Raw genomic sequence first — 13,020 nt, 5'->3', positions numbered from 1 at the left:
CATTTACTTTTAATTCTTCTTCGTTACAATCTTTATGCTCAACAATTTTTAAAACATCATTGTTTTCATCTCTTATTATTCTTCCATATCCTGTTGGATCTTCTACTAATGCACTTAATAAAGTTGCTTTGTTACCATTACCTTCATGGTACTCTATTAATTCATTTATAGTGGTTTCTTTAGTTAATGGAGCATCACCTGCAAAAACAAGTACAGTTCCTTTCTTTCCTTTTAAAAAGTCTGCTGCACATTTAACTGCATGCCCTGTTCCTAATTGTTCTTCTTGCATAGAATATGAAACATTTCTACTTTCTGTTTCCTTCTTCACTAGATCTGCGCCTTTTCCAATGATTACATTGATATCTTCTATACTAGCTTTTCTCATGTTATCTATTACATGATTAACCATTTCCTTTCCACACACTTTATGTAGAACCTTTGGTATATCTGATTTTATTCTTGTTCCTTGACCTGCTGCTAGTATTAACGCACACTTATACATTTTACCACCTCTATTTGCGATTTTTCCGAGATAAACTAGGTATTTTAAAAACCCTAATTTTATATCTATTTAATTATATTTCATAGAAAATTTCTTTTCAACCTTTCCATCTATTAACTTTCTTTATAAAACAAAAATAAAGGAGAAAAATCTCCTTTATTTTATAAATTTGAAGGTAACCTTACATTTTTACTTTTATTCAAAAACTTTCGATGGTCTTATATCAGATATAATTGATTCTTCAACTGAATGTAATTCTACTATTGAAATATATTCATCAACTAATTTCTTATTAGCTTCCTTGCTATCTACTAATACACCTATTCCTATAAGTTCACTATCAAACTCTTTTAATAAATCCTTTATTCCAAGTGCAGTTCCTCCACCCTTCATAAAGTCATCTATAAATACACATCTTGAATCCTTCTTCATTGCCTTCTTAGAAAGAGACATTTGTTGTAATCTTTTGCTTGTTCCTGATACATAGTTAATAGTCATAGTTGGTCCTTCTGTTACCAAACTATCTCTTCTTGCAATAACTAACTGAACTCCTAAATTTCTAGCCACTTCGTATGCAAGTGGAATTCCCTTAGTTTCAACAGTTATTATATAATCCACATTTTTATCATCAAACCATGCTGATATAATAGTTCCTGCCTTACTTATTATTTCTGGATTATACATAAGGTCTGTCATATATATTCTATTTCCTGGAATAACTCTATTTTCATCCTTTAATATACTACATAAATTTTCTGCAAATTCTGTAGCCATCCCCATTCCTACACTAGGAACATATTTTATACCACCTGATGCACCTGAAATAGTTTCAACTTTTCCCATTTCAAGCTTAGCTAAAATCTCTCTCACAATAACAATATCTTCACTTATAGTTGATTTAGCTGCATTTAACAACTCCGAAAATCTATTAAGTCCTATAATTTTATTAGGACTTTCAGTTAATATCTTTGTAATTGCTACTACTCTGCTATTTCTACTTAATTTCTCCATAAAAAAATCACCTTCACTATTTTATATTTACACGAATAATTTTTGTACTTTTTACACTTAATATTCATATTTTATTCTATATCATATTTTTTATCAAGTTTTCATTTCTTATTTTTAAAATTTTGCTCATTTTTTAATCAAAAACTTTAAATTTTCTATGTTTTAAAGAACTTTTTTAAAATAATATTCGTTTTGTTGTGTTCAATTCTCAAAAAATGTATATAATTATAAATGAATTAACTAGGAGAGGTGATTTTAATGTCATTTGATTTTATAAAAGATAAAGAAAAAAAAGTTCACTTTATAGGAATTGGCGGTATTAGTATGAGCGGTCTTGCTGCTGTACTTTTAAATAATGGTTTTAAGGTTTCTGGTTCTGATTCAAAAGAATCAAAGATAACTGAAAGTTTAAAGTCTAAAGGAGCAGAAATTTACATTGGACACAAAAAAGAAAATCTTCAAAATGTAGATTTAGTAGTTTACACTGCTGCAATTCCTCAAGATAATCCTGAAATAGTTGAAGCTAAAGAAAAAAATATTCATTTAATGGATAGAGCCGAATTTTTAGGTTTAATAATGAAAGGACATAAATACAACGTTGCAGTTGCTGGTACTCATGGAAAAACTACATGTACTTCTATGATAACTAACATATCTTTAAAAGGAGAGCTTGACCCAACTATCCTTGTTGGAGGAGAGCTTGATGTAATTGGAGGAAACTATAGAATAGGAAGTAGTGATTATTTTGTTACTGAAGCTTGTGAATACAAAGAATCATTCTTAAAATTCTATCCTTACGTTGGTATTATATTAAATATTGATGCAGACCACTTAGATTATTATAGAGATTTAGACCACATTGTAGAAACTTTTAAAAAGTTTGGTGCCTTAATTCCTGAAGATGGTTATCTAATTGGATACAATGAAGACCCTAATGTGCGTGAAATTTTAAAAGAAGTAAAATGTAACACTTTAAGTTATGGTTTAGAAAATGCTGATGTAACTCCTAAAAATGTTGTTTTCAACAATAAAGGTTGTGCTACATTCACAGTAAACAAAAAAGGTGAAGATTTATTCGAAGTAAGTCTTAATATGCCTGGAACACACAATATTTTAAATGCACTTTCAACAATTTGTGTAGGATTAATATTTAACCTTCCTTATTCAAAAATTTCTGAAGGTCTTAACGAATGTGTTGGAGCTCATAAAAGATTTGAATATAAAGGCGAAGTTAATGGAATTACAATAATTGATGATTATGCTCATCACCCTGTTGAAATTAAAGCAACTATAAATACTGCTAAAAAAATTCCACATGAAAAAACTTATCTTGTATTCCAACCACATACTTATACAAGAACTAAAACTCTTTTTGATGAATTTACAACAGCTTTTGATGGAGTAGATGAACTTCTTTTAATGGATATTTATGCTGCTCGTGAAAAAGATACTGGTCTTGTTACATCTGATGAACTTGGAGATGCTATTAGAAAAACTGGACTTAAGTGTACTAATGTTCATTCACATAATGAAGCTGTAGATTATTTAAAATCAGTAGCAAAAGATGGTGATATGATTTTAACAGTTGGTGCTGGTGATGTTGTTATCGTTGGTGAGAAACTTTTAAATTTATAATAGAATAACCTTTACCTTAGTGCTTTGAATTTTTGTTATTCAAAGCACTTTTTCTTTGATATTTTCTAATTTTTTCCTCCCTTATAATGCTTTATTCATCTTTTTTCTACATTTTATTTGAAAAAATTTGTTTTTTCTTTAATTTTATTCAAAGTTAGTTTATAATTTAATTAATAAATTAACTTTTGAAACCTTTTATATAAACTATACATATTTTATACACTTTTTTAGTTATATTAGTTTTATCATTATATAAAATGTTTCACCTTAAAATATAATTATAAAGGAGAACTTTAATGAGTAGATTTATTGGGTTATTTGGTATTATCGCTATTCTTGGAATCGCCGTTCTTTTTTCTGAAAATAGAAAAAAAATCAACTGGCGTCTTGTAGCTACTGGTCTTGGACTACAAGTTATTTTTGGTTTCTTTATTTTAAAAGTTCCTGCTGGTGAGAGATTTTTCAATTTTGTCAGTCAAGGAATAACTAAAATTCTTGATTTTACTGCAGAAGGTTCAAAATTTTTATTTGGTCCTTTAATGGATACTAATACTATTGGTTCTATTTTTGCACTACAAGTTTTACCTACTATTATCTTCTTCTCAGCTTTAATGGGAATTTTATATTACCTAGGTATTATGCAGTTTATTGTAAAAATAATTGCTAAATTTTTCTGTAAATTACTTGGAACATCAGGTGCTGAAACATTAAGTGCTGTTGGAAACATATTTTTAGGACAAACAGAGGCGCCACTTTTAGTAAAACCTTTTATTAAAGAAATGACTCGTTCTGAACTTATGGCTATAATGGTTGGAGGAATGGCAACTGTTGCTGGTGGAGTTATGGCAGGATATGTTGCTATGGGTGTTAATGCCGGTGACTTATTAGCTGCAAGTATTATGGCTGCACCTGCTGGACTTATTTTAGCTAAAATATTAGTACCTGAAACAGAAGAACCAAAAACTAAAGATGTTAGTGGTATTCAAATTGAAAACTCTGCATCTAATGTTGTTGAAGCTGCTGCTAATGGTGCAAGCGAAGGTTTAGGACTAGCTTTAAACGTTGCTGCAATGCTTCTTGCTTTCGTAGCTCTTATAGCATTATTTAACTATGTAGTTGGTTCAATTGGTGGATTGTTCGGTGCTCCTTGGCTTAGCCTTCAATGGATTTTCGGAAAGATATTCTCACCACTTGCATTCGTTATGGGTGTACCTGGATCTGATGTTGCTACTGCTGGTAGCTTACTTGGACAAAAAGTTATGATTAACGAATTTGTTGCTTACTCTGAGTTATCAAAGAATATAGCACATGTTGCAGGATATCAAGTTCTTCAACCTAAAACTATACTTATATTAACTTATGCATTATGTGGATTTGCTAATATTAGTTCAGTTGCAATACAAATAGGTGGAATTGGTTCATTAGCACCTGAAAAGAAAAGCTTAATTGCTAAATTAGGATTTAAAGCACTTTTAGGTGGTGCACTTGCAACTTGTTTAACAGGAACAATCGCTGGGGTTTTATTCGCAGTTTAAATATTTAATATTAATAATCATTATGGAATTTTCCATAATGATTATTTTTTTACTCTTAAAATGGTAAATTTTCTTATTATTTTTTTGTTAATATCCAATTTTATGATTTTTCTCAAAGATTTAATTCTATTATAATGGTAATATAATACTATAAATCTTATATTAAAGGAGATGTTACAAATGAAAAAAATGACTATTGGAGATTATCTAATTCAAAGTCTTAAATCGTATGGTGTTGAGCACATTTTTGGTGTTCCTGGAGATTATAACCTTAGCTTCTTAGATCAAATTGACGATTTCAATGGAGTTGACTGGATAGGAAACTGTAATGAACTTAATGCTTCTTATGCAGCTGATGGATATGGAAGACTTAAAGGAATGGCTGCTATTACAACTACATTTGGAGTAGGAGAGCTTAGTGCCGTTAATGGTATTGCTGGTTCTTATGCTGAAAGTGTTCCTGTTGTAAAAATTGTTGGTATTCCATCAAGTAATGTTGTTGAAAATAGAAAGCTTGTTCACCACACTTTAGGTGATGGAGAGTTCTTTAGATTTAACGATATGTTTAAAGAGGTTACTGTAGCACAAACTATCTTAAACGAAATAAATGCAAAAGAAGAAATAGATAGAGTTTTAAGAGAATGTTCTTTACATAAAAAACCTATTTATATTGGACTGCCTGTAGATTTACCAAAAAAAGAAATCTTCGTTTCTGAAAAGACTACATATAATTTTGTAAGTGATGAAGCTACTTTAAACAAATTTATAAATAAAGTTTCGGAGCTAGTTGAAACTTCAAAAAAACAAATGATTTTAGCTGATTACCAGGTTGATAGAGAGAATCTTAACGACTCTGTTTTAAAATTTGTAGAAAAATCAAATTTACCTGTTGCTTGCCTTTCAATGGGAAAAGGTGTTATAGATGAAACTCATAAAAACTTCATTGGAATATATAACGGTTCTTTAAGTAATGAACATATAAATTCATTAGTTAAAGAGTGTGATTTAGCATTTCTATTTGGAGTTAAGCTTACTGATTCTGTAACAGCTGGATTCAGTTATGTTAATAAATCTACAATTTTAGTAGAGGTTCATCCTTTATATTGTAGAATTGGTGAAGCTTTGTTCAATAACATCTTAATGAAAGATGTTTTAGATGCTTTAGCTAATTTAGATATTAAATTCTCAGCTAATACAACACCTTCAATTACAACTTCAGCTAAATTTATTCCTACTGATGAGAGCTTAACACAAAATAGATTCTTTAAAGCAATTGAACATTCTCTAAAGGAAAATGATATATTAATTGCAGAGCAAGGAACTTCATTCTTTGGTGCTTCTGAAATAAATCTGAAAAAAGGATGTACTTTTATTGGACAACCTTTGTGGGGTTCAATTGGATATACTGTTGGTTCACTTCTTGGAACTCAACTTGCAGATACAAGCAGAAGAAATATTCTTTTAGTTGGTGATGGTTCATTCCAATTAACTGCACAAGAAGTTTCAACAATGATAAGAGAAGATTTACACCCAATAATCTTAGTTATAAACAATGATGGTTATACTGTTGAAAGATTAATTCATGGTCCTAAAAGAAAGTATAATGATATAAATATGTGGGATTACTCTAAATTAGTTTCTGTTTTTGATATGACTGGTGATAGAAGTATTAGTTTAAAAGTAAAAACTGAAAATGATTTAATAAATGCCTTTAAAAAAGCAGATGAAAATACTGATAAATTAATCTTTATGGAAGTTTTTATGGATAGAATGGATTCGCCTGAACTTCTTGAAAAATTAAGTGTTTTATTCTCTAAACAAAATAGTTATTAATAGCAAAAAGAACTTGGTGAAAATCACCAAGTTCTTATTTTTTATAATTTTGACCAAGAATCATCGCTTCCTGGTGTAGTATTTGTCCACCATTTAGCTTTATATTTTGCTCCATTATATGAAACTACTGTTCCACCATTGTATGCTTTTCCAGGTACATAAACTTCTACTCCATCTGCTCCAATTTCTGGTGTTACTTCCCAAGCAGAACTCTTATCTGGAGCTTCTCCTCTAACCCACCATTTAGCAGTATATTCCTTACCTTTATAAATTACTTTATCTCCAGCATTATATATTTTGTTTGCATCGTAAGTGTCTCCTGGTACTGGTGGTTTTTCACCTTCAACAGTGATAACACAACTTTCTGTAGTAGTTTGTCCTTTTGAATCTGTAACAGAGTAAGTTAATATATAATTTCCTGCTTTAGTTGTATCAACTTCTCCATCAACTTTTATTTTATTTGTTAAAACTCCATCTTCTTTATCATTTGCAGTAATCCCTGCCATTTTATCAAAGCTTGAGTTTAATTTGATAGTTCTATTTTTAACTCCTGTAATAACTGGTTTTTCATCAACTACTGGAGCATTTTCTTTAACTGTAATAACTCTTTTTGCAGTAGCTTTTAGTCCTTCTTTATCAGCTACTTCATAAGTTAAGTTATAAGTTCCAGCTTTTGTTGTATCAACATCTCCAGTTACTTTTATTTTACTAGTTAAATCTCCATCTTCTTTGTCAGTAGCCTTAACTCCTGCCATTTTATCAAAGCTTGAGTTTAACTTAATTGTTTTATTCTCAACACCTTCTAAAACTGGTGCTGAATTGTTTGGGATTTCTCCTCCACCTTTTCCAACTGGCTTACAACCATTGAAAGTTACATTTTTAACTCCACCAAAGCAAAGTCCTATCATACCTTGTAATTCAGTAGTTGCACCTGGATCAATTCCTTGCCATCCAGCTGTTTTTATAGTTATAGTTGTAAAATCTCCATTATTAGTTTGTTCAACAGTTCCACCCCAAGGTGATTTAAACTCTGCTGATTTTGGTAAATCAAATGATAATGTCCATCCACCCTCAATTTTCTTGTCAGTGTGATTTGTTATTTTTAATGAGTAAGTGTAGTTTGGATGGTCATATACTCCACCAAAGTTAACATCTACTCCTATTTCAGGAAGACCAACTGTTGTATCATCTGATGTAGATACACAATCACCCATTTTATCTAATCCTGATTTAAGTCTCTTAGTTAAGGTATCTCCGAAAGTATATTTACCTTCATTTGTATTAGTTGAACCTTCTACATAATTTGGGTTAATTCCGTAATCACCATTCATTACCCAAATTAAAGCTCCACCTAAATTTTTATCTTCTATATATTTAAGTCTTTCATCAATTGATTGCTCATTTTCATATGATAAAAATACCTTTTCTTTATCTTGCCAAAGATGAGGAACTTTTCCTGTATCATCCCAGTGTACGTTCATGTTAGCATCTGACTCTTCTAAGTTCTTTAAATGCCATAATGGATTAGCACCTGCTGGTTCTAAAACACCATCTCCATTTAAATCATCACCCCAGATGTTATATTTTCCAGTTGCTGGAGTTTTACTTTTCCCATGAAGACCAGTTCCATCTCCACCTTGAACATTTTCCCATCCTCTACTATAGTATGGAATTCCCATTAATATTTTTTCTGGAGGAAGAACTCCTCTGTAATACCTATATGCCCAGTCCATACCTAACACTGGCATTAACATTTGTGATGTCTCGTTGTCTTTTGGATCTGGATAAATATTTGCTAAGTTTTCAACATATTCATTCCATCCACCGTGGAAGTCATAAGACATTACACTTAAAAAATCTAAGTTTTTAGCATAACTATTATCTGATACTCCACCAAGTACCCATGATGATGCAGTTACTGCTGCAGTTAAAAGATAATCTTTTCCATCTTCTTCTGAAGCTTTGTCAATCTTTTCTCTTAACACTTCCATCATTTTATTATATCTTGCATTTATTGTTTTTCTTCTTGGTTCTGATAAATCAAAATCATCTGGATTTCCTGATTGACTTGTTGATGATGGATATTCAAAATCTATGTCCACTCCATCAAATCCATAATCTCTAATAAACTTTACACATGAATCTGCAAAAGTATTTATTCCAGCATCAGTATCAAGCATAGTATAGAAGCCTCTAGAACCTGCCCATCCACCAATAGATATTAAAAGGTCAACATCTGGATACTGTTTTTTCATAACTTGCATTGCATTGAAATGCCCTTTGTATGGAAGATTTTTATCAAGTTCAATCTTCTTACCCTTATGAATTAATTCATAATCTTTAAAATCTTCTTCTATTGCTGAATGTTTGTCCCCAAAAGCTATTTTGTTAGTTGCAGGATCAATCATGGCAAAAGAATATTGAATATGTGTTAACGAGTCCCATTGAAGATCAGCTACATCAAAGTATCCTTGTGCTTCACTTTTATAGGCCCACTCTGGAAAATAACCAACTACTTTCCTTTTTAAGTCTTTCTTCTCTGAAGTAACCTCAGCTTCAGCCTTATCTTGTGTAGGATTTGCATTAGCTGTACCCGTTGTACTAAATATTGATAACGTTAATGCTAATGCCATTGTTGTTGAAATTAGTTTCTTTAAATTACGAAATTTCATACAATTCCCCCTATACATTATTAATTTGTTAAAAATACATTACAAATTTATTATAACTTGTATTTCAAATTATGAATAGTACTTTTTTCCATTTATTTAAAGGTTTTCATATATTTTTAACGTCATTTTTCTTAAAAATTTGACAAATAAAAAGAAACTTGTCGTTTCAAGTTTCTTTTTATTCTTCTTAATTTTTGTCTTCCTGCCAAAGGCTAACTGCTTCACGTGGATTCCATGCCTCTTGTGAGGTATGCGCTTGCAAGCATTTATATCTCGCTTCTTTATATATAACCTTATCGCCCTCTTTATACTCCTTCCCATTTTTGTTCCACTCATATAATTCCTCACCAGTTATATCTGAATTTCCATCTGTTTTTACTTTTGCATAATTTAAAGCCTTAACTATTTTCTTATCTCCCATAACTAATTCAAGAGTATAATCATATGCCATATCTTTTTTGCAATTAGCTAAACTATATATTTTACTTTCATTCCCCTTTGATATTGTTCCATCTGCTACAACTTTATCAAATTCTTTAAGTACAAATTTTATATCTCCTTCAACCTCTGATTTAAGGACTAAAAAATCATTCTTTTCTTCAAATATTATATTGCTTTCTTTAAAAGCCTCTTCCTCAACTTCAATTTGTGGTTTCTCATTTTCTTCTACTTCTTTACTCCCACATCCTACACTAAAAAATGATACTACTATTAACCCTAATAAAATTAACCCTCTTCTCATATTAAATTTAACTCCTCTCATCTCCCATAGTTTCTTTAATACTATATATTCTATTTCTATTTATAATATCCTTTTACAAATACTATAGTTGTCATATCTTCTTCATAGACACCTATCCCATATTTTTCAGACACAAATTCCCCCTCATTAATCTCTAACTTACTATCTATATTTTTCAAAGTATCTAATCTTTCTTTATAAGTTCCCTTCAATAAATCATTTACCACTACTATACTTATTTCACTTGTAAATTCAAAAGCTTCAACCTTTTCATTTTCATCATAAAAAGCTACAAACATTCCATAATCCTGTGCCTTTTTCCCTTTAACTTTTTCAAAGTCAACTGGTGTTTTCATTTCTGAAAATCCTTTTCCTCTATATTCATTTGCTATATTCTGAACCTCTTCTTTTTTCATTCCTAGCTTGAAATTTCCAACACCCTTGTAAGAATCTAATTCTAAAACTCTTAATCCGTCACAGTTTTCTGATATTATATCTTCTCTTTTAAAATGTATTTTTTCTCCACCAAGACTTGTAAAATCATAATTCACATATACTAAATTAGGTACTAACCTAAATGTTTCTCTAGCATTCATATAGGCTACTTTTCTATAATCTTTTAAAAACTCACTTACCTCTTCTTCCTCTATTCCATTTTTATCATAAAAAACACTTATTCCTAAAGGCAATCTATCTGTATGAAGTTCTATGCTTTTATAAAAAATATTCCCTGGCAAGTTATTTGCAATCCCTACCATTGCCACATTATCTCCTACCTCGCTTTCTTCAAATGCCTCTAGTCTTTTTGTATCAATTTCCATTATCTCTTTAGTTTCACTCTGTATATTTCCTTCAAGTAGATTTTGTTTATCATTACACCCACTTAAAATTAATAAACTGCAAAACATTATCCCAATCTTAATTATTTTTTTCATAAATTTTCCCCCTCATTTATCTCAATATTTTTATTCTGCTACTTAAATATTATTCCCTCTATATCTATAACTCTATTTTCAAAAAAATAGGTAATCAAAAAATTTTTTTGATTACCTATCTTTATCGAATTTTATTTAAATTACTTTATAACTGTTAGTTCTTTAGTTACTTTATTTAATCTTTCATGCCCATCTTTTGTTACAAGAACTAAATCCTCTATTCTTACTCCAAAATCATCTTTTATATATACTCCTGGCTCAACTGAGAATATCATTCCTGGCTGAAGTACCTTGTCATTTATTCCACTTACATCTCCAAAGTCATGACAGTCAATTCCTATACAATGTCCTGTTCTATGTGTGAAATATTCACCATATCCATTTTCAGTTATATATTCTCTTGCTGCATTGTCTATATCACTAAATTTAGCTCCTGGTTTAACCATTTCAATAGCTCTTTCATTTGCAGTTTTTACTATTCCATAAATTGATGCATGTCTTTCCTTTGGTTCTTCTCCAAAGAAAATTGTTCTTGTCATATCTGAGCAATAACTTTTATAAACACATCCCATATCTATAACAATACTATCTCCATTTTTAAGCTTTGTATCATCTGTTCCATGATGTGGGTCAGCTCCATTAGGACAAAATGCAACTATTGGACTAAATGAGAATTTATTTGAACCATTCTTCTCATATAATTCTTTTAAAAGATTTACACACTCAAGTTCTGTAATTCCTTCTTTTAAGTATCCCCAAAACTCTTTCATTGTCTTATCATTTATCTTAGATGCTTCTTTCATAAATTCAATTTCTTCTTCATCTTTAACCATTCTAAGTTCATCAATTATAATAGATGAATTTTTATATCCCTTTGCAGCACTCATCTCCATTAATGAAATTAAATAATGTGATGGCCACACCTTATCTATTCCTAAATCTTCATTTTTATCTATATATTCTGCTAAAACCTCTACTGGTTTATCTGTATCCTCATACCAAACTATGTCTACCCCTAAATCTTCTGTTACTGGGAAAAGCTTGTTATTTACTAATTTATGTTCACCATTTTCTTTAACTAATAATACAATCATTCTATTTCCTGGATGAAACCACTTTCCTGTTAAATAAAATAATGATGATGGTGATGATACAACCATTTGGCTTAAGCCTTCTTCCTTCATTCTTTGAACTACTTTATTAATTCTACTTTCCTTCATAACTGTCCTCCTATTGTTTTTATTATTTTATTCTTAATTACTATTATATCACCTTTAATCACTTTTAATATAATGCTAAAATAAAGGTATACACAATTTATATTAAGTTTATAGTAATTTAAGGAGGTCCTTAATATGAGAATTGCAGTAATATCAGATATTCATGGGAATATTTATTCCTTAATGAAGGTCTTTGAAGATATAGATGAAAATAAAGTAGATAAAATAATTTGTTTAGGTGATTTAGTTGGATATGGTCCACACCCTAATGAAGTAATTGCATTAATTAGAAGAAGAGAAATCCCTTGCATTAAAGGAAATTATGATGCCTCAGTTTGTGATGGTGATTTTACTTTTATAAGAGATAATGAGATAAACTCTTTTTCATTACCTTGGGCTGTTGAAGAAACTAGAGTTTCAAATAAATATTATTTAGAAAGCTTACCTACTGAATATAGACTAACAGTTGGGAAACGTGAAATTTTATTTGTACATGGAAGTCCAAATTCTTTAACTGAATATCTTTTTGAAGATGGAAGTAACACTGAAGAAATCATGAAAAATTTAAATGCAGATATTTTAGTATGTGCACATACTCATATTCCATCATGTAAAATGTTTGGTGACAAGCTATTTATAAATGATGGAAGTGCTGGAAAACCTAAGATAGGAACACCTGATGCAACTTATTGCCTATTAGACATAAATGAAGAAACTGGTGAAGTTAAAGTTAAATTCAAACATGTTGAATATGAATATAAAAGAATAGTTAAAGATATGACTATGTTAAAATTTCCAAATAAACTAATTCAATCTTATGAGCTTGGAAAAGAAATTTAATTTATTTAATTAAAATAAATAGATACGGGATAAAAGCTTCCCGTATCTATTTTAATTTGATATCACCTTAAACTCATACCCATTCTTTTGAAAAT

Annotated in this window: 10 protein-coding genes and 1 pseudogene; 4 read left to right on the top strand and 7 right to left on the bottom strand. The window is 30.0% G+C overall.

Translation table 11 applies throughout. The features are described 5' to 3' along the window. Both ACRC28_RS19125 and purR read right to left on the bottom strand, forming a co-directional pair. A partial coding sequence (locus ACRC28_RS19125) for a sugar phosphate nucleotidyltransferase (RefSeq protein WP_438545049.1) occupies nt 1-502 on the bottom strand: 502 nt, incomplete at its 3' end. Nucleotides 503-697: 195 nt separating this feature from the next. Further along, a complete protein-coding gene (purR, locus tag ACRC28_RS19120) occupies nt 698-1,513 on the bottom strand; it encodes a pur operon repressor (RefSeq protein ID WP_438545048.1) in 816 nt (271 codons plus the stop codon). 258 nt (nt 1,514-1,771) lie between these two features. On the opposite strand from purR, the gene murC reads away from it, so the two are divergent. From murC to ACRC28_RS19105, 3 genes are all read left to right on the top strand, one after another. Then, nucleotides 1,772-3,148 (top strand): UDP-N-acetylmuramate--L-alanine ligase, encoded by a 1,377-nt coding sequence (gene murC / locus ACRC28_RS19115; RefSeq protein ID WP_438545047.1) that lies wholly within the window; start codon nt 1,772-1,774, stop codon nt 3,146-3,148. A 296-nt stretch (nt 3,149-3,444) separates the two neighbouring features. Then, nucleotides 3,445-4,683, top strand: coding sequence for a NupC/NupG family nucleoside CNT transporter (locus tag ACRC28_RS19110; protein WP_438545046.1), 1,239 nt, complete (start codon nt 3,445-3,447; stop codon nt 4,681-4,683). A gap of 180 nt (nt 4,684-4,863) precedes the next feature. Further along, a complete protein-coding gene (locus ACRC28_RS19105; protein WP_438545045.1) occupies nt 4,864-6,516 on the top strand; it encodes an alpha-keto acid decarboxylase family protein in 1,653 nt (550 codons plus the stop codon). A gap of 41 nt (nt 6,517-6,557) precedes the next feature. Here the strand turns inward: ACRC28_RS19105 and ACRC28_RS19100 are convergent, their stop codons facing one another. From ACRC28_RS19100 to ACRC28_RS19080, 5 genes and pseudogenes are all read right to left on the bottom strand, one after another. After that, complete coding sequence (locus ACRC28_RS19100) at nt 6,558-7,346, bottom strand: immunoglobulin-like domain-containing protein (protein ID WP_438545050.1); 789 nt, start codon at nt 7,344-7,346, stop codon at nt 6,558-6,560. A gap of 15 nt (nt 7,347-7,361) precedes the next feature. After that, nucleotides 7,362-9,188: pseudogene (locus tag ACRC28_RS19095) on the bottom strand (glycosyl hydrolase family 18 protein); the annotation flags it as partial. A gap of 187 nt (nt 9,189-9,375) precedes the next feature. Further along, on the bottom strand, nt 9,376-9,930 hold the full coding sequence (locus ACRC28_RS19090; protein WP_438545044.1) for a carbohydrate-binding protein: 555 nt from the start codon (nt 9,928-9,930) through the stop codon (nt 9,376-9,378). 56 nt (nt 9,931-9,986) lie between these two features. Beyond that, complete coding sequence (locus ACRC28_RS19085; RefSeq protein ID WP_438545043.1) at nt 9,987-10,865, bottom strand: DUF4825 domain-containing protein; 879 nt, start codon at nt 10,863-10,865, stop codon at nt 9,987-9,989. 140 nt (nt 10,866-11,005) lie between these two features. Beyond that, the gene (locus tag ACRC28_RS19080) at nt 11,006-12,085 is read right to left on the bottom strand and encodes a M24 family metallopeptidase (RefSeq protein WP_438545042.1); all 1,080 of its coding nucleotides are present in this window, start codon (nt 12,083-12,085) and stop codon (nt 11,006-11,008) included. A gap of 135 nt (nt 12,086-12,220) precedes the next feature. On the opposite strand from ACRC28_RS19080, the gene ACRC28_RS19075 reads away from it, so the two are divergent. Then, nucleotides 12,221-12,925 (top strand): metallophosphoesterase family protein, encoded by a 705-nt coding sequence (locus tag ACRC28_RS19075; protein WP_438545041.1) that lies wholly within the window; start codon nt 12,221-12,223, stop codon nt 12,923-12,925. The last annotated feature ends 95 nt before the right edge of the window (nt 12,926-13,020 follow it).

This window comes from Clostridium sp. (assembly GCF_051650885.1).
GTDB lineage: Bacteria > Bacillota > Clostridia > Clostridiales > Clostridiaceae > Clostridium.
Note: the sequence above shows the minus strand (reverse complement) of the source record. Positions and strands in the feature narration are given on the sequence as shown.